This is a genomic window from Citrobacter freundii complex sp. CFNIH2, from assembly GCF_002880615.1.
GTDB lineage: Bacteria > Pseudomonadota > Gammaproteobacteria > Enterobacterales > Enterobacteriaceae > Citrobacter_A > Citrobacter_A amalonaticus_F.
Window position 1 is genome coordinate 24,078 of record NZ_CP025757.1, and the last position, 18,817, is coordinate 42,894.

Sequence of the window (18,817 nt, forward strand, 5' to 3'; positions counted from 1 at the left end):
TCAGGTCACAATATGGTTTTGTTCGATAAGCTCCGTCAGCGTGGTTTGTACATTCTCCAGGGTCACCAGTTGCGTGGAGTGAAAGGTGCTGCCTGTCCCGTCACGGTCGATAGAGATGATGGTATTGCTGCCGCTGGTGCTGACGTTGAGATAGTTGCCCAGCGAGGCGGTTTGCCCGTTCCAGCCCACCAGCAAATCGCCGATGTCAATTTTGTCGCCCTGCGCCAGCGAGAAGTTTCTCCATGTGTCCGTACCGTTGCCGCCCGTGGCATCGCTGGCGTTAAGCAGGTTGTAGATCAGCGTGTCGCCATACACCGATCCCACCAGCACGTCGCTTTGCGCGGTACTGGTGACCTGCGGGGCGATATCCACCGTCAGCGTGGCGGTATCGGTATGACCGTGAGTGTCATTCAACGTGTAGCTAAAGGTCTCCTTCGCCGTGATCGAAGAGAGCGCCACACCGTTGTTGAGCGTGTAGGTGTACGAACCGTCGGCGCGAATTTGCAGCGAACCGTAGTGGCCCTGAATAGTGGTGGTGGCGTTGGAGTAAGGATCCAGCGTGGCGGTACTGCCGTTAAAGCCGGTAATGGTCAGGCGCGTATCAACGGTATTTAACTGATCCATCGCACCGCCGGAGTCGCTGCCGTCAAAGATATTGCCGGTGACGGTGTGCGTGCCGGAGGTTTCGAAGTTATCCAGATCGACCGTCGTGCCGGTGATTTTCGGCGTAATGGTCGCTGCGCCCGCCAGGGTGTTATTGCCGGTGAAGTTCAGCGTGTAGGTGCCGCCATCCAGCTCCAGTCCGCTCAGATTGACGGTCACGGTGGCGCCGCCCAGCGTGATATTGGCGACCGGCACGGTACCGGAGCGAACGATCACGCCGTTTTCCAGTATCGACCAGCTGATGGTCAGATTACCCAGCGTCACCAGCGTCGAGACATCAAAGACGATGGCGGCGCCTTTCAGAATGGTGCCTGCCGCGACGTCAAAGGTTCCGCTGCCGCTACCGGTTCTGCCGAGTACTCCCCAACTGGCGCTCCCGACGGTGGAATCCAGATAACTCGCGGTGTCCTGCACGGACGGGGCCAGCAGGGTATCGCTGACGTCGTTTACGGCATCCAGCGGACGGGCGGTTGGCTGAATATTGAGTGAGGCGGTATCGGTATCTCCGTTTGGCGCTTTCACCGTGTAGATGAAGCTGTCCGGTGTTTTGGTGCCGTCCGCGCCCACGCCGCTTTTCAGGGTGTAGGTGTAGTTACCTTTGGCATCGATGGTTAACGTGCCGTAAGTACCGACAATGGTTGTCGTGCCCGTGGCAGCAATCGCCACGCCGTTCACCTGTGTGACCAGCGTGCCGACGGGCGCAATGTCGTCGCTCAGTACGTTGCCCTGGGTGGTGGTGGTCAGGCTGTCAACGCTGTAAACATGGTCCTCAAGCACGTTAAGGGTGTAGCCGGTGAGCGCCGTGATGCCAAACGCCGGGTTCAGCAGGAACAGGTATTCGCCGCCCGGCAGGTTCAGCGTCAGTTTGCCGGACTGACCGCCCAGCAGCGGTGCGTTCAGCCAGTTTTTCTCCACTCGCCACTGTTCAAACTGTTGGGTGACATCGTTGAAGCGATAGATGTACAGATCGAAACTGGACGCCACCGCCACGCCGCCAATGGAGGATTGCAGCGTCATGGTGCGCGTTGAACCCTGCTCAACGTCGAAAATAATCGGGTTGCTCAGTTTGTCCAGTACGCCCAGATCCAATACGTTGCCCAGACTAACGTTCACGACCGTAAAGCCGCCCTGCGAGGACGCCCCGTTGTTGATTGCCTCCACATGGGTGTCATAGGGCAGAGTGGCGACGTTATCCACGGCGGTCACGCTGCTGGCCGGAGCGTCATTGCCCAGAGTAATCACCAGCTTCGCCGAGGCGCTGTTGCCGCCGCCGTTGATGGTGTAGGTGAAGCTCTCCGTGCGTCCAATGACTGAGGCCGGACTGTTCGGGTTCAGCGCATAGCTGTAACTGCCGTCCTGATTGATCGTCAGCGTGCCGTAGACGCCCTGAATGACGTTACTGCCGGCACCCAGCGTAAAGCTTTGTCCATTGGCGTTGGTGATGGTGGTGACGACGGTGTCCAGCGGGGCGCTGTCGTTATTCAGCACGTTGCCGGTCTGCGGCGTGGTGGTGGTTATGGTACCGGCGCTGGTCTCTTCGACGCTGACGTTCAGTGCGGTATAGGAACCGGTCGCCAGTAGCGCCGTGTTGTAGGTCAGAACCCGGTAGGTTCCTCCTTCAAGCCCGGACACGTTCACCGTGACGCCGCTGCTGCCAAGTGTCAGCAGATTGGCAAACTGTGCCTGCGCAGTGTCGATGACCGTGGTCCACGAGTTGGTCGCGGCATCATATTTCTGGATTGCCACTTCCTGCGTATTCAGCAGCGAGAGCACGACCCCGGTGGTGCTGGCATCGATCACCAGCCTGGCGCTGCCGCCGTCCTGGATAGTGAACCCAATGGCTGCCGTATCGTTACCCAATACGTTCGCCACGTTGCCCAGCGCGCCAACCAGCAGCAAACCATAGTCGCTCAGTTGCTCGGTTGTGACGGTGGCACTGGAGGTAAGCTCCAGATTCTCAACGTTATCGCTGGCCGAAATGGGCAACGTTGGCGCGGTGACCTGCGTCGGGGTCGAGGCGTTGCCAACGGCGTCCGTGGCGCTGACGCTGATGTTCTCGCCACTGGTCTGTTTGCGATCAAAGGTATAGGTGTAATTGCCGCTGCTGTTGGCGGTCGTGGTCACCGTTAAGCCCGTACTGAGGGTGATGGTCACGGTGCTGCCCGCTTCGGCAGTGCCGCTGATGCTGGCACCGTCGCTGCTGATGGCGCCGGTTGGCGCGGCCGTGACCGTATCCACCGTGACGGTATAGCCTGATGACAGCGTGCTGGTGCCGTTGGTATTGGTGGCGGTGGCCGTGATGACGTGGGTCCCGTCGGCGATATTGGCCTGCGGGGTTAGCGACCAGTTGCCCTGTGCATCGACGCTGGCGCTACCAATAGAGACGCCGTCGCTGTACACCGTGATGGTGGAGAACGGCTGGCCCGTCCCGTTTAACAGCGGTCTGGCGTCATTGGTGGCCTGACCGTTGGCTACCAGTCCGGTGATGGAGCCCACATCGTCGGTCAGCGTGGCGATCACGGGCGCACCGGGCAGGCCACTGAACGGCGCAATGACGCTGCCGGAGGTCCCGGTATTACCCGCTTTATCCTGGGCGACCACCTGCAACGTCTCTCCACCGACCTGTGCCGGGTTAATCAGAATGTTAAAACTGCCGGTGGTGCCATCTGCGACGCCGGTTCCCAGTACCGTGCCGTTGCTGCTGGTGATCGTGACCGTGCTGCCGGCCTCTGCCATACCGGTGACGTGACTGCCGTTGGTCACCACTGCCAGATTGGTCGGCGCACCTGGCGGTGTGGTATCCACCACGATGGTCGATGTCGCCGACGAGGCGCTGACGTTGCCCGCGGCGTCGGTGGCTTTGGCGGTAAAGGTATGCGATCCCTCCGTGAGTGCGGTGGTAGGCGTAAAGCTCCACGCGCCGTTGGCATCCGCCTGAATCGGGGTTGGCGTGAGTAACGTTGCGCCGTCATAGAGAGTGATGAATGCGCCCGGCTCGCTGGTCCCACGCAGTTCTGGCAGGGTGTCATTCGTGCTTTGTCCGCTGCCGACGGGACCGGTGATATTGCTGACATCATCAAGAATAGTGGTGATCACCGGCGCATTTGGCGCCAGCGTGTCCACCGTGACGACGAAACTGGCGGCCGGACCGACGTTGCCCGCGGCATCGGTCGCAGTCACGGCAAGGGTATGCGCGCCATTGGTTAACGCCGCTGTCGGCGTGAAGTTCCAGTTGCCGTCCGTGCCGACAACGAGGCTGCCAATGACCGTGCCGTTATCGGTAAAGGTCAGCGTGGTGCCTGGCTCTGCCGTGCCGTTAAGCGTTGGGCGGGTGTCATTGGTGCTTTGATTGGGCGACAGATTGCCGGTTTGCGGCGCGCTGTCATCGACCACTGAGGTGATCACCGGCGCCAGCGGCGCGGCGGTATCTACCGTGACGGAGAAGCTGGCAGAAGGACCAACGTTACCGGCGGCATCCGTTGCGGTGAAGGTCAACGTATGATTCCCCTGGCCCAGGTCGCTGGCGGGGGTAAAGGTCCAGGTCCCGTTCGCCTCAACCGTCACGCTGGCGAGGGGAACGCCATTGTCCGCGATATTGATCGTGGCCCCCGGTTCGCCGGTACCAGTGAAACCTGGGCGCGCATCGTTGGTGGTTTGACCGCTGCTCAGACTACCGGTGACCGGACCAACGTCATCCTGCACATTGCCGATCGTTGGAGCGCCAGGCGAAACGGTATCAACCGTCAGCGTAAAATTCGCCGATGCCGGGCCGGTATTGCCCGCGCTGTCTGTGGCGGTGACCCTCAGCGAGTGGGCCCCCTGGGACAGTCCATCTGGTCGGTAGCTCCAGCTTCCCCCTTCGGTCACGGTGGCGGTGCCAAGCAGAACGTTGCCATCGTAGACGTTAATGGTGCTACCGGGTTCGCCGGTTCCGGTAATGATCGGGCGAGTATCGTTCGTGCTTTGCCCGTTGGTGAGATCGCCGGTTCCTGGCGTTACGTTATCGGTGACGCTGACGATGGCGGGCGCCGTAGGGGCAACCGTATCGACGACCACAGTAAAGGCGGCGCCAGGGCTGACATTACCGGCCGCGTCTGTGGCGGTTACGTTGAAGGTGTGTGAGCCATTGCCCAGCGCGGTGGCGGGCGTAAAGGTCCATGCGCCTGTACCGTCGGCCTGCACGGTACCCAACAGCGTGGTGCCGTCAAAAATGCTGACGGTGCTGTTGGCTTCGGCGGTTCCGGTCAGCGTTGGCCGTGTGTCGTTGGTGCTTTGTCCGTTGCTTAGCGAACCACTATTGGGGGCGACATCATCGGTGACGGAACTGATGACAGGAGCCGATGGCGCCTGTGTATCCACGGTCAGGGAGAACGCGGCGGACGGGCCTTCGTTGCCTGCCGCATCCGTCGCCGTGACGGTCAGATTGTGCGATCCGTTGCCTAACGGGTTATCCGGAGAGAGCGACCAGCTTCCGTCGGTGCCCACCACCACGCTGCCAACGGCGAGTCCGCCGTCATACAGCGTAACGGTGGAGCCCGGCTCCGCCGTTCCCTGGAAGGTTGGCTGAGTATCATTAGTGCTTTGTCCGTTCGCCAGTACGCCGGTTGCCGGGTTGGTGTCATCGGTGACGCTCTGAATCACTGGAACCCGTGGCGCGGTGGTATCGACATTCACTGTGTACGCGGCGGAAGGCGCGCTGACGTTACCCATCGCATCGGTGGCGGTGACGGTAATGGCGTGTGAGCCAGTGGCCAGCGTCGGCGCGGTGAAGCTCCAGCTACCGTTGACGACCTGCGCGGTACCGATTTTTATCCCATTGTCATAGACGGTAATCGTACTGCCTTCTTCAGCGCTGCCGCTAAAGTCGGGCGTGGTATCGTTGGTACTGCCGCCGTTACCGATGACGCCCGTCTGCGGTTCGCTGTCATCTGTGGCGCTGGCAATGGTTGGCGCTACCGGTGGCGTGGTGTCCACCACGACCACAAAGGGATCCGACGCGACGCTGGTATTCCCCGCCGCATCGGTGGCGGTGATGGTGAGATCGTGGCTGCCTTCGCCGAGGGCGATAGGGGGGGTAAAACTCCACGCGCCGTTAACCACCTGTACCTGACCGATTGGCGTATCGCCATCGTAAATCGTGATGGTTTCGCCGTTGGTGCCGCTGTCGCTCAGGGTTGGGCGGGTATCGTTGGTCGTCTGTCCGCTGGTCAGCGTTCCCGTTCCGGGGGCGACATCATCCGTCACGCTGCCAATCGCCGGTTGCGTCGGTGGGGTGAGATCGACGGTAATGTTAACCACGGCGGACGTTTTGCTGCCATCCGCGCTATCGACCACCTGGAAGGTGTGCTGGCCTTCGTCCAGCGCGTCGGTGGATGTCCAGTCCCAGCTCCAGTTGCCATTTTCGTCGACCTGAACGTTCGACGCGACAACGACGCCATCGACCAGAATATCGACGGTAGAGTTCGGTGTGGAAAAACCGTGCAGCCCCGGCTGCGTATCGTCGGTGGTTTGCCCACTCTTCAGATCGCCCTGAACGCTACCGGTATCATCGACGATGGCGCTAATGACCGGTAGCCCGGTGCCGGAACCGCTGAAGTTGGTGGGATCGCTGTTGTTACCGGCGGTATCCTCCGCCGTGGCAGTCAGCGTATTGAGGCCCGTCTGCGCTGGCGTGATCTGAATCTGGAACGTACCGTCCGTCGCCACGCCGGTACCAATGATATTGCCGTCGGTGTCGCGGATGGTCACCGTGCTGCCGGTTTCCGCCGTGCCGCTGACCGTTGCGCCATCGGCAGAGATGGTCACCTCTTCCGGGGCCGCCGGTTTAGTCAGATCGACGTTCAGCGAGATGGAGGCGGAAGGCGTGCTGACGTTCCCCGCCGGATCGGTGGCCGTTGCCGTCAACGTGTAATTGCCTTCGGTGAGCGGCGAATCCGGGGTGATTGTCCAGTTTCCCTCAGGATCGACTTCGGCAGTGCCGATAACCGTGCTGCCATTCGACAGGGTGATGGTGTTGCCCGGTTCGCCGGTGCCGCTAATGGGCAGCTCGGGCTGATTGGTGACCGCCGGACTGCCCAGCGAGGTGATAAACGGCGCGTCGGGTGCCTGGGTATCAATGGTGATGCCAATCGCGTCCGACGGCGGACTGGTGTTACCTGCGGCATCTTTTGCCGTCACGGTAAAGTGGTAGCTGCCTTCGACCAGTTCGCTATCCGGGGTGAAACTCCAGACGCCATCAATGACTTCGGCGGTGCCAATTGGTACGCCGTTATTCAGAATGGTGACAATACTGCCCGTATCGCCCGTCCCACTCAGGGTTGGGGTGGTGTCGTTGGTCTGCCCACCGTCGCTCAACGGTCCGGCGTCATCGTTGACGGCCAGCGTCGGCGTACCGGGGGCCTGGGTATCAACACGCACAATGCGATCCGGCGACGTACTGCTGTTACCGGCCGGATCGGTCGCGGTCACCTGGATAATATGATCGCCCGTTAACAGCGGGGCCGTCGGTTGGAAGCTCCAGTTTCCGGAATTGTCGATAACCAACGGCGACTGTTCGACGCCGTCGAGGGTAATGGTGATGGTGTCGCCTGGCGTACCGCTTCCGCTCAATAGCGGCCGCGTATCATCGGTGTACTGACCGTTATCGAGTATGCCGGTCTGGCTGCCGACATTATCGGTGACGGTCAGGTTGGGCACGGCGGGTGGGGTGGTATCCACCAGAATGCCGATCGGCGCGGAAGGTTCACTGACATTGCCCGCCGGATCGGTGCTGGTGAGGGTAAAGACATGGTCGCCTTCATCAAGGGCATCCGACGTGTAGCTCCAGGCGCCGTTAGTCACCGTGACGGTGGTAACCAGATCACCATTGTCGTAAATGCTGATGATATCGCCATCTGTTCCCGTACCGCTCAGAACCGGTTGGGTTTCCTGGGTCGCCTGGCCATCGGTGAGTGGATCATTTGCGCCATCCGTCAGCGTCAGCGCAGGGATATCGGGGGCAGCAGTATCCACCGTAATGGTAATGGGGGTGGACTTATCGCTGGTATTGCCCAGGGGATCGCTGGCGGTGACGCTCAGCGTGTGGTCGCCTTCGCCCATCGCGGGTGTCGGGGTAAAGCTCCAGCTACCGTTTTCCGCAACTTTTGTCGTACCAATGATCGCCGTTCCGTCATACACCGTAATGGTGTCTCCGGCGGTGCCGCTTCCGCTTAACACCGGTTGCGTTGCGTCGGTCACGTCGTTGTCCGTCAGTTCACCTACGTTACTGCCGATGTTGTCAGTCAGGGTCACGACCGGAATGACTGGTGGCGTGGTATCGACGGTAATAGTGATGGGGGCAGAAGGCGTGCTGGTCTGGTTTTCTGCATCGGTCGCGGTGACGGTAAAGGTATGGTCGCCGTCGCCCAGTACCGGTGTAGTGAGCGTCCAGTTGCCGTTGCTGTCCACGGTGGCGGTTCCCGCCAGCGGGGTACCTCCGTCCAGAATAGTGATGATTGCGCCGGGTTCACCGGTTCCGCTGAAGGTCAACTGATTGTCATCAGTGAGTTGTCCGTCCCCCAGATTGCCTTTCTGGGCGCCAACATCATCAACAATCGAACTGACGACGGGGGCCTCCGGTGCGGTGATATCCGGAGCCACGACCTCGACCGGCAAACTGGTATTGCTCGCGGCATCCGTGGCGGTGACGTTCAGCGTTTCACCGTTGGCCTGCGGCGGGTTAAGGATGATCACCAGCGTGCCGTTCTCCGGGACCGGACCGGTTTCTGCCAGCGTATTGCCATCACTGTTTTTAATCGTAATCGTACTGCCGGGTTCGGCGGTGGCGGTCAGGGTGGTGCCGTCTGCTGAAATAACCGCCGTAGGTGGCTGCGGCGCTGTGGTATCCGGTGCGGTGACGTTGGCGGGCGTGCTGTTCTGATTCGCCGGATCGGTCACTGTGGCAGTAAGCGTTTCACCATTAGTTTGCGGCGTGTCCAGTGTGACGGTGAAATTCCCCTCGCCGTCGGTTTGACCATGGCCAATCGGGTTACCGTCAGGATCGCGAATCGTCACCGTGCTGCCGGGTTCTGCTGTCCCCGTCACGGTGGTGCCATCATCCGAGACATCCAGGTTTCCGGCGGGCTGCGGCGGGGTGGTGTCCGGGGCGAGGGTGGTCGCCGGAGGGCTGGTCAGATTCGCCGGATCCTTGACGATGGCAGTTAAAATTTCTCCGTTGGTTTGCGGCGGGTTCAGTGTGACGGTAAATGAGCCGTCGGGTTGAACTTGTTCCGATCCCAGCGGAGCGTTGTCGCTGCCGTAAATGGTCACCGTCGTGCCTGGCTCGGCGGTACCGGTCACGGTTGTCCCATCGTCAGAAACATCCAGATTACCTGCCGCCTGCGGAGGTGTGGTATCAGGAGCGGTTGCGTTGGCAGGCGAGCTGTCATTCCCCGCTTTATCCGTGGCGGTGGCGGTCAGCACCTCACCGTTTACCCGTGGCGGATTGAGCGGGAAGCTGAATTTCCCTTCGCTGTCTGCGGTCACGGTGCCGAGCGTGGTACCGCTGGCATCAGCAATGGTGACTTTACTTCCCGCCTCGGCGCTGCCGGTCAGTACGGTTCCGTTTTGCGAGATAAGCAGTTCGTCGGGGGCTGCCGGCGGGGTGGTATCCACGGTGACCGAGAATTCCACGGCGTTTCCGCTGACGCCATCTTCGGTGGATTGTGTGGCGGTGTAGTGGTGCAATCCTTCAGACACACCGCTTAGCTCGAATACCCACGTGCCGTCGTTGGCGCTCGCCGTGCCGATCGCGATACCATTTTCATAAATGATTACCTCTGCCCCAGGCAGCGCGGTACCCGTGAGAGTGGGGGTGGTATCCTTCGTAAACTGACCGTTGCCTAACGTCACCGCGGTGGGCTGCGTATCATCAATGATGCCGGTAATAGTGGGGGCATCAGGAAAACCTGAGTTGGAACCGAGGAAGGCGGCTTCGTCGCCTTCGTTACCCGCGGCGTCAGAAATATCGGCATACAGCTGTTCGGAATCGGTTTGCGCCGAATTGAGGCGAACGGTAAACCGACCGGTGTCATCGACCTGAACAGAGGCCAGGACATTGTGCTGGCTGTCGAAAATCGTGACGACGCAACCCGCTTCTGCGATCCCTGATACCCAGAGCCCATCTTCAGAAACCGTTAACCCGGAGACCTCATCAGGGGCAATCGTATCGACGGTAAAGGTGAAATCGCCGGAAATGGCGCTGGTATTGCCATTTTCGTCCGTCGCGGTCGCGGTCAGCACATGTTCGCCTTCGGAAAGCGGTAGGTCGGGTTTATAGCTCCAGTTCCCCTGTTCATCGACCATGACGGTGCCAATTTCCTGCCCATTGTCATAGAGAGTGATGAGGGATCCTGCTTCACCGGTACCGGTAATCATCGGCTGGCTGTCGTTGGTGGTCTGATTCTCCTGAATGGCACCTGTGATGGCGGAGACGGCGTCCGTCGCGCCGATAATTACAGGGGCCGTCGGTGGCGTGGGGTTTTCCCCGCCAGGAGGATTTGTGCCGTTATCGCCGCCGCCGTTGTCTCCGCCTCCGTTATTTCCGCCGCCATCCCCCGGCGTGCCGCCGTTCCCGGAACCCTCACCAGGATTGCCATTGTCGTTATCATGATGGTGGCTGCCGCCACCGCCTGAGGATGCGATGGCCGCGATCCCACCGGCGGCAACCGCGCCACCCAGCACCCACGGCCAGATTGCCCCGCCTTCGTGAGATTCACCGGCGGTGACCAGCAAATCGTCAATGGTGGAAATGTGTTCAAAATGCAGGCCGCTTTCCGGGTTTTCCACCCACCACAGCGCACCGTGACTGTCTTCCAGTACCAGTTGGCTGGCCCCCTGGTCGTTCGCCACATAGAAATTTTTAACGGTCAGTTTTTCACCGGACGTAAAGGTGATCACCAGATCCTGATTCACGCGAGCCAGTTGACTGATATCGCTACGCTCTGCGGATAATTTCACAATGGAAGGGGCATTTAGTGTGATTTCAGAGGCTTCGACATGGGTGGAAACGCCCGTCAACTTGGATATAACAGCGAGAAGACGCATATGTTTACTCCTGATGGCTTGCTCTGTGCATTAATTCGTTAAAATCACCGGACGGGGAAAATGTGCAGATGCGCGATCCCGTTCATCATGTCGATGAATTCTCGCCGGTGATTTCTATGCTGTGGCTGTGCAGATGTTGGTTTCTGTTGCGCTGAATAACCCTTTGTTTTTTTGATTCACTGGTACTTTCGTATTAGATGATATAGTCAGAAAGCACTCGTTCTGCAAATTAAGGTATATTTGTGATTTGTTTAGTGAGGGTGAAATATATACGGTTTTGCACCGGTTGACGAAGTGAAACGGCACGATGCAGAAAGTGTATGTGATTTATCTTAATGTATTAAAAAGGTTTTTTTTATTAATATTGGCCCGAAAGGGAATTGATTTCTTGCACAAATTGTATTGGTATTTCTGAATCTTAAAATGTCAAAAAAAATTATTTGAAGTATTAGATTATTGGACTATGTACCTGATTTGAATATGGCTGAAGATATATTCTTGTCAGTTTTTACGTTTCAGCGGAAATAGAAGCAATGAAAAGGAGAATATATTTTTGGAGATTCAAGGGGTAAATAATAATGACCTACCCCGAATGCGAGGCAGGTCACATAATAACACCGTTAGCGTCCGGCATTTTTCATAATGCGCGCTTTATCCAGTTGCCATTCACGTTCTTTCAGGTCGGAACGTTTGTCGTGCTGTTTTTTACCCTTCGCTACGCCAATTTTGACTTTGCACCAGGCATTCTTCCAGTACAGAGAAAGGGCGACAACGGTGTAGCCTTCACGATTCACGCGGCCATACAGGGAGTCAAGTTCACGCTGATTCAGCAACAGTTTACGGGTGCGAGTGGGATCGCACACCACGTGTGTAGAAGCCACCGCCATCGGCGTAAAGTTAGCGCCGAACAGGTAAGCTTCGCCGTCTTTCAGGATCACATAGCTGTCGCCGATGTTGGCTTTACCAGCGCGCAGGGATTTCACTTCCCACCCTTGCAGGGCGAGTCCCGCTTCGAACTCTTCTTCGATAAAGTATTCATGTCGCGCGCGTTTGTTGAGCGCGATGGTGGCTGAGCCAGGTTTGTGTGCTTTTTTCTTCGTCATAGTGCCGCTCAGTATAGGTAATCTGGAATCGAAAAACACCCCATTTCATCCTTCGGGGCGTAAGGGGATATCTTAGCATGAACAAGGTTGTACCCTGTTGTGGGATAGCGTTTTTTTTACCTTGCGATAAATGGTATTATTTGTTCGATTTTTGTTGATGGAAATAGCTATGCCGCAGATTAGTCGAACCGCGTTAGTCCCTTACAGTGCGGAACAGATGTATCAGTTAGTGAATGATGTTCAGTCCTATCCCCAGTTTTTACCGGGTTGCACCGGCAGCCGTGTTCTTGAGTCTACGCCAGGACAGATGACGGCCGCGGTGGATGTCTCTAAGGCGGGGATCAGCAAGACGTTTACCACGCGAAATCAGTTAACCAGTAACCAGAGTATCCTGATGCAACTGGTCGACGGCCCGTTCAAAAAATTGATTGGCGGCTGGAAATTTACGCCGTTGAGTACGGATGCCTGCCGCATTGAGTTTCATCTCGATTTCGAGTTTACCAATAAGCTGATCGAGCTGGCGTTTGGCCGTATCTTCAAAGAGCTGGCATCCAATATGGTGCAGGCTTTTACGGTTCGAGCCAAAGAGGTTTACCGTGTCGCCTAAGATTGTCGTTGAGGTGGCCTATGCGCTGCCTGAGAAACAGTACCTGCAAAGGGTGACGTTGCAGCCGGGGGCAACGGTCGAAGAGGCGATCCGCGCGTCGGGGTTGCTGGAACTGCGTACCGATATCGATCTGACGAAAAACAAAGTCGGTATTTACAGCCGTCCGGTCAAGCTGGCGGATGAGTTACAGGATGGCGATCGGGTCGAAATTTACCGTCCACTGATTGCCGATCCGAAAGAGTTGCGCAGACAGCGGGCAGAGAAATCGGCAAAAAAATAGCAGATAACAAAAAAGGTGCTCCGTGAGCACCTTTTTTGTTATCTGAAGACAAGCTTACTGGTTGTCGGTCAACGAAGGCTTGTTGTCGATATTGGTCAATACGCCGTTGCTGTTGAAGGTCAACGTCAGCGTTTGCTGCGTAACACCTTCATGGCCCGGCTGTTGACGGAACACATAGAACCAGGTGTTGGTGCCAAACGGATCGGACATCATCGGCGTACCCAGCGCATAGGCAACCTGCTGTTGCGTCATGCCCACACGAATTTTGGCTACATCGTTCGCGGTCAGATAGTTCCCCTGGTTGATATCAGGGCGGTAAACCACTCGCTCCAGAGTGGAACAGCCTGCGGTCAACATCAATAATACTGCTGCGGCAGCAGTCAGCGTTTTACAGCGCATAGTGATTTGATTCCTTTTCGGGCCCGAGCAGTACGTGGCTCATATGTAATATGCCGATGATAATAGACCTTTCACCACTTTAAAACCTTTTGCTTACGGGTCCGACGGCGTTTTTGTTGTCTACTCTGACCGTTAAGGTGCAAAAAAGTTTACGCTGCCAGCAGTTCTTTCGCATTTGCGAGGGTGTTGCGCGTCACTTCGCTGCCGCCCAGCAGGCGCGCCAGCTCCTGCAACCGCGCGCGTTTATCCAACGGCTGCATGTGTGTTTCGGTCATTTCACCGTCTGTCTCTTTGCTGACAAAAAAGTGCTGATGGCCGCATCCAGCCACCTGCGGAAGGTGGGTGACGCACATTACTTGTGTTGACTCACCGAGCTGACGCAGCAATTTCCCGACCACGGCGGCAGTGGGACCACTGATGCCGACATCGACTTCATCGAAAATCAGCGCCGGGGTTTCCATCTTACGTGCGGTAATCACCTGAATGGCGAGAGCAATACGCGACAGTTCCCCACCGGAGGCCACTTTGGCAATCGGCTGCATCGGCTGACCAGGGTTCGTCGTCACTTTAAACTCGACGCGATCTGCGCCGTCCTGGCTCAGATGGTGCTCATCAAACGCCACGTCGATGGTGAAACGACCGTGCGGCATGGAGAGTGAGTGCATACTCTCGGTAATCAGGGTGCTCAGTTCCTGGGCATAGTGCTGACGCTGCTCATGCAGCGCTTTCGCTGCCTCCAGCGCCTGCTGGCGGTGTTTGTTCACGGTCAGAGTCAACGTTTCCAGCGAGTCGGCCTGATCGTCAAGCTGCTGCTGTTCCTCCAGCAACGACTGATAATACTGTGGCAGCGCTTCCGGACTGACGTGGTGTTTACGGGCCAGTGAAATTTGCTTCGAGATACGCTGTTCCAGTTCAAACAGGCGATTAGGGTCTAAATCCAGACGATCGCAATAGTGGCGCAATTCGTCACTGGCTTCCGTCAGTTGAATCGTCGCCTCTTCCAGCATATCAAGAATGCCTGAGAGCTTACCGTCCATACCGACCAGTTCACTCACCAGTTGCTTTGCGGTATAGAGCTGACTTTGTAGGTTAACGTCTTCACCGTCCGCCATCAGCGACAGCGCATTCTGGCTGGTGGAGAGTAGCTGACCGCTGTTGGCCAGGCGTTTGTATTCTTCATCAATCTGCTCAAATTCACCCGCCTGCGGGTTAAATTCATTCAGCTCTTTAAGCTGATACTGCAGCAGTTCTGCACGGGCAGCACGTTCCTGACTCAACTGTTGGTGGTGTGCTAAATCACGGCAGCTCTGGTGCCAGAGTTGGTAACGCGCAGCCATATCCTGCACCCGCACGGATTCATTCGCGTAGCCATCGAGCAGGGATTTTTGGTGTTCGGCTTTGGTCAGCAACTGATGCGCGTGCTGGCCGTGAATTTGAATGAGCAGTTGTCCCAGTTCGCGAAGCTGAGAGAGAGGAACCGCAGTCCCGTTGATAAAACCACGGGAGCGCCCGTCGCTGCTGATCACGCGGCGAAGTAAACACTCACGTCCTTCTTCAAGCTGGTTTTCTTCCAGCCAGCGCAGGGCGGCAGGGGTATCTTTCAGCGAAAAACGGGCGCACAGGTCGGCACGGCTGGCGCCGGCCCGGACCATGTCGGCTTCAGCACGGCCGCCGAGGCACAAGCCGAGCGCATCAATTGCAATAGATTTACCCGCCCCGGTTTCACCGGTGATGACGGTCATTCCGCTTTGAAAATCGATCTCAAGTTCACGAACGATAGCAAAATTGCTGATGGTCAGTTGTGCCAACATAGTCGTTTTCCTGTATGAAAAACCATAACTGTAATTACATACAGTATAAACGGGTTTTTTATACAGTAAAGAGGTTGGCGTTAAATTAGAATAATTTTTTTGACCAGCCCAGTTTGGTACTTAATGTATTGAAATAGCTATAATCTTTAGGATGGATGAGATTCAGATGGTAGTCACAGCGGCGGATCAGCACATCTTCACCTTCCTGGATCGGCAGCGCGATCTGGCTGTCACAACTGATCTCGAGATCGTTACGGCGGTGCGAGAAGCGCAGCCGAATGGTGCTGCTGCTGTTGATGACCAGCGGGCGCGCCGAAAGGGTGTGCGGGAACATCGGCACCAGCGTGATGGCATCAAGCGATGGGGTCAGAATCGGGCCGCCGGCCGACAGGGAATAGGCGGTGGAACCGGTAGGCGTTGAGATGATCAGGCCATCAGAACGCTGAGAGAAGGCAAAGCTTTCGTCAATATAGACTTCAAACTCAATCATGTGCGCGACTTTGCCGGGATGCAGCACCACCTCGTTAATGGCGGTACTGATACGCTTCTGGCAGTCCTTCTGGCACACTTGTGCTTCGAGCAGAAAGCGTTTTTCCGCGACGTAATGACCTTCCAGCACGTCGGCGAGCTGTTGCTGCGCATTATCGGGATCAAGGTCGGTCAGAAAGCCGAGATTGCCACGGTTGATACCGATCACTTTGATATCGTAACGCGCCAGGGTACGTGCTGCGCCGAGCATGTTGCCGTCGCCGCCGACGACAACCGCGAGGTCTGCCTGCTGACCAATCTCCGCCAGGGTGCCAATTTTCACATTCTTCAACTGCAGCTCGTGAGCGATTTGCTGCTCGACAATGACCTCATACCCTTTCGTGCATAACCAGCGGTAGAGCATTTCATGTGTCGTGAGTGCCGTGGGGTGACGCGGGTGTCCCACAATGCCGATACACTTGAAATGATTATTCATTTTTCGAGGTCCTTGTGACGAAGATTGATGACAATGTGAGTGCTTCCCTTGAAACCCTGAATCTGATCCCCATAATAAGCGAAGTTAGCGAGATGAATGCGAAAAAAAACGCGGAGAAATTCATGAGTAGTAAAGAACAGAAAACGCCTGAGGGGCAAGCCCCGGAAGAAATTATCATGGATCAGCACGAAGAAGTTGAGGCGGTTGAATCAGACGCTTCTGCTGAGCAGGTGGATCCGCGCGATGAAAAAATTGCGAATCTGGAAGCGCAGCTTACTGAAGCTCAGACCCGTGAACGTGATGCGGTACTGCGCATAAAAGCGGAAATGGAAAACCTGCGTCGCCGTACCGAGCTGGACGTTGAGAAGGCGCACAAGTTCGCGCTGGAGAAATTCGTCAACGAACTGCTGCCGGTGATTGATAGCCTGGATCGCGCGCTGGAAGTGGCGGACAAAGCCAATCCGGATATGAAGCCGATGGTTGAAGGGATCGAACTGACCCTGAAATCGATGCTGGATGTGGTGCGCAAGTTTGGTGTTGAAGTGATCGCTGAGACGAACGTTGCGCTGGATCCGAACGTGCATCAGGCGATTGCGATGGTCGAATCTGAAGACATCGCGCCGGGCAACGTGCTGGGTATTATGCAGAAAGGCTATACGCTGAACGGTCGTACGATCCGTGCGGCGATGGTGACCGTTGCGAAAGCGAAAGCTTAATCTTCCGGCTAGTTATATTGCCGGATGGCGCTGACGTTCATCCGGCCCACGGCCCGTCGGAGTATCCGCGGGCCGTCTTCATTATTCCGCCACACTTTCCCGCAGCGGTTTAACGGGTAACACTTTGACCTGCTTGATCATATTCTCCTGGACGTCGAGAATATCGATATCGTATTGACCGATGCGCACGCGAGTGCCCGCAATCGGGATCTCTTCCAGCGCTTCCAGAATCACGCCATTTACCGTACGCGCGTCGTCTTCCGGCAGATGCCAGTTAAACGCTTTGTTAATTTCCCGCACGTTGGCGCTGCCATCGATGATCACCGAACCGTCATTTTGCGGCGTCACTTCCTCAGCCAGCGTAGGTGACATTGAGGTGGTAAAGTCGCCGACAATCTCTTCGAGAATATCTTCCACCGTGACCAGCCCCTGAATATCGCCATATTCATTGACGACCAGGCCGACTTTCTTTTTATTGCGTTGAAATTTGATGAGCTGCGTGCTGAGCGGCGTGCCCTCCGGGACGAAGTAAATCTCATCGGCGGCGCGCAGCATGGTCTCTTTGGTGAACTCTTTCTTTTCCGACATTAACCGCCAGGCTTCGCGAACGCGCAGCATGCTGATCGCGTCATCAAGCGAATCGCGGTACAGCACAATGCGCCCGTGCGGCGAGTGCGACAACTGACGCACGATGGACTTCCAGTCGTCATTAATATCAATACCGATAATTTCGCTGCGCGGCACCATGATGTCGTCAACGCTAACCTTTTCCAGATCGAGCACCGACAGCAGCATATCCTGATTACGCCGGGAGATTTGCGCGCGGGATTCATTCACGATGGTGCGCAGCTCGTCTTTACTCAGCGAACCGCTAATGACGATATCGGTTTTAATACCCATCATGCGCATCAGCAATCGGGTGATGGTGTTGAGCAGCCAGACCAACGGCATCATCAGAATTTGTAACGGCGCCAGCAGGAAGCTACTGGGATAGGCCACCTTTTCCGGGTACAGCGCCGCAATGGTTTTTGGCAGAACTTCGGCAAACACCAGCACGACGAAGGTCAGCACGCCGGTGGCGATGGCAACGCCCGCATCGCCATACAGACGCATACCGACAATGGTGCCGAGCGCCGAGGCAAGAATATTGACCAGGTTATTGCCAATCAGCACCAGGCTTATCAGGCGATCGGGTTTACGCAGCAGCTTTTCAACACGCTTTGCCGGACGATTCCCCTGTTTGGCCAGGTGGCGTAAGCGGTAGCGATTCAGAGTCATCATTCCGGTTTCGGAACCGGAAAAATAGGCGGAGATGACCACCATGACGATCAATGTGACGATCAGCGTGGTGGTGGAGATGTGTTCCAGGGGGTGCCTCCTTTAAGGCTTAGCTGACAAACTGCTGCAATATTCGGCTACCGAAATAGGCCAGCGTCAGGATCCCGGCGCCCGCGACGTTAAACCACACGACACGACGGCCGCGCCAACCTTCATGATAATGCCCCCACAACAGAACAATATAGACAAACCATGCGATGATCGAGAGCACCGCTTTGTCGATGTTTTCCATGCTGAACAGATTGTGCATGTAAAACAGACCGGTACACAGGGTGAGCGTCAGCAGGACCACGCCAATCTGCGTGATGTGGAACATCTTGCGCTCGATGCTCATCAGCGGCGGCATTTCATTATTGAACGCCAGTTTTTTGTTCTTAAGCTGATAGTCGATCCACGCCAACTGCAGCGCGTACAACGCGGCGATAATGAGCGTCGCATAGGAGAACAGCGACAGCCCGATGTGGATCATCATCCCCGGCGTGGTTTCGAGGTGGGTGATGAACTCGTTCGGCATGAAGGTCGCGAAGGCCAGATTGATCAGCGCGAAGGCATATACCACTGGCAGCAACAGCCAGCCACGATTGCGTGAAGCGACAATCGTCATCACCGTACAGATCATCAGACTGACCAGCGAACCCACGTTCAGCAGGCTCAGGTTTTGTCCGCTATCGCCACCCGGCAGAATGCGGGCTTCAAGCGCGATCGCGTGACACACCAGCGCGACAACCGCAGAAAGAATGGCCATACGCCGCCAGCCGCTGTTTTTTTGCAGCAGAGCGGGGACGATCAGCGCGAGGCTGACGGAATAGGCGACAAGGGCGAGCAGAGCAAAAACGGGCATAGTGGTGTCGAC

10 protein-coding genes are annotated in these 18,817 nt (G+C 56.8%); 3 read left to right on the top strand and 7 right to left on the bottom strand.

Features of this window, described 5'->3' with window-relative positions; genetic code table 11:
• Positions 1 to 10,746: a BapA/Bap/LapF family large adhesin gene (locus tag WM46_RS00130; protein WP_102601125.1), complete on the bottom strand. Its 10,746-nt coding sequence runs from the start codon at positions 10,744 to 10,746 to the stop codon at positions 1 to 3.
• Positions 10,747 to 11,366: 620 nt separating this feature from the next.
• A complete protein-coding gene (gene smpB, locus WM46_RS00135) occupies positions 11,367 to 11,849 on the bottom strand; it encodes an SsrA-binding protein SmpB (protein WP_042325938.1) in 483 nt (160 codons plus the stop codon).
• A 169-nt stretch (positions 11,850 to 12,018) separates the two neighbouring features.
• Between smpB and WM46_RS00140 the strand changes: the two genes are divergently transcribed.
• Complete coding sequence (locus tag WM46_RS00140) at positions 12,019 to 12,456, top strand: type II toxin-antitoxin system RatA family toxin (RefSeq protein ID WP_042325936.1); 438 nt, start codon at positions 12,019 to 12,021, stop codon at positions 12,454 to 12,456.
• Positions 12,446 to 12,736 carry an RnfH family protein gene (locus WM46_RS00145; protein WP_061075021.1) on the top strand — a complete coding sequence of 97 codons (291 nt, stop codon included), beginning with the start codon at positions 12,446 to 12,448 and terminating at the stop codon, positions 12,734 to 12,736. Before WM46_RS00140 ends, WM46_RS00145 begins: the two co-directional genes overlap by 11 nt.
• Positions 12,737 to 12,790: 54 nt before the next feature.
• Here the strand turns inward: WM46_RS00145 and bamE are convergent, their stop codons facing one another.
• The 3 genes from bamE to nadK form a co-directional block, all read right to left on the bottom strand.
• Positions 12,791 to 13,135, bottom strand: a complete 345-nt coding sequence (bamE, locus tag WM46_RS00150; RefSeq protein WP_102601126.1) for an outer membrane protein assembly factor BamE — start codon at positions 13,133 to 13,135, stop codon at positions 12,791 to 12,793.
• A 149-nt stretch (positions 13,136 to 13,284) separates the two neighbouring features.
• Positions 13,285 to 14,946, bottom strand: a complete 1,662-nt coding sequence (gene recN / locus WM46_RS00155) for a DNA repair protein RecN (protein ID WP_102601127.1) — start codon at positions 14,944 to 14,946, stop codon at positions 13,285 to 13,287.
• Between the two features lie 85 nt (positions 14,947 to 15,031).
• Positions 15,032 to 15,910, bottom strand: a complete 879-nt coding sequence (gene nadK / locus WM46_RS00160; RefSeq protein WP_042325929.1) for an NAD(+) kinase — start codon at positions 15,908 to 15,910, stop codon at positions 15,032 to 15,034.
• Between the two features lie 122 nt (positions 15,911 to 16,032).
• On the opposite strand from nadK, the gene grpE reads away from it, so the two are divergent.
• Positions 16,033 to 16,626 carry a nucleotide exchange factor GrpE gene (grpE, locus tag WM46_RS00165; RefSeq protein ID WP_061077920.1) on the top strand — a complete coding sequence of 198 codons (594 nt, stop codon included), beginning with the start codon at positions 16,033 to 16,035 and terminating at the stop codon, positions 16,624 to 16,626.
• Positions 16,627 to 16,707: 81 nt separating this feature from the next.
• On the opposite strand, the gene WM46_RS00170 is transcribed toward grpE, so the two are convergent.
• Complete coding sequence (locus tag WM46_RS00170) at positions 16,708 to 17,994, bottom strand: HlyC/CorC family transporter (protein WP_102601129.1); 1,287 nt, start codon at positions 17,992 to 17,994, stop codon at positions 16,708 to 16,710.
• 19 nt (positions 17,995 to 18,013) lie between these two features.
• Positions 18,014 to 18,805 carry an inner membrane protein YpjD gene (locus tag WM46_RS00175; protein ID WP_061075018.1) on the bottom strand — a complete coding sequence of 264 codons (792 nt, stop codon included), beginning with the start codon at positions 18,803 to 18,805 and terminating at the stop codon, positions 18,014 to 18,016.
• Between the last annotated feature and the right edge of the window lie 12 nt (positions 18,806 to 18,817).

What these genes read in the sequence shown, in the direction of transcription:
- WM46_RS00130 (WP_102601125.1), bottom strand. Translation starts at nt 10,746, where the DNA reads ATGCGTCTTCTCGCTGTTATATCCAAGTTGACGGGCGTTTCCACCCAT.
- smpB (WP_042325938.1), bottom strand. Translation starts at nt 11,849, where the DNA reads ATGACGAAGAAAAAAGCACACAAACCTGGCTCAGCCACCATCGCGCTC.
- WM46_RS00140 (WP_042325936.1), top strand. Translation starts at nt 12,019, where the DNA reads ATGCCGCAGATTAGTCGAACCGCGTTAGTCCCTTACAGTGCGGAACAG.
- bamE (WP_102601126.1), bottom strand. Translation starts at nt 13,135, where the DNA reads ATGCGCTGTAAAACGCTGACTGCTGCCGCAGCAGTATTATTGATGTTG.
- recN (WP_102601127.1), bottom strand. Translation starts at nt 14,946, where the DNA reads ATGTTGGCACAACTGACCATCAGCAATTTTGCTATCGTTCGTGAACTT.
- nadK (WP_042325929.1), bottom strand. Translation starts at nt 15,910, where the DNA reads ATGAATAATCATTTCAAGTGTATCGGCATTGTGGGACACCCGCGTCAC.
- grpE (WP_061077920.1), top strand. Translation starts at nt 16,033, where the DNA reads ATGAGTAGTAAAGAACAGAAAACGCCTGAGGGGCAAGCCCCGGAAGAA.
- WM46_RS00175 (WP_061075018.1), bottom strand. Translation starts at nt 18,805, where the DNA reads ATGCCCGTTTTTGCTCTGCTCGCCCTTGTCGCCTATTCCGTCAGCCTC.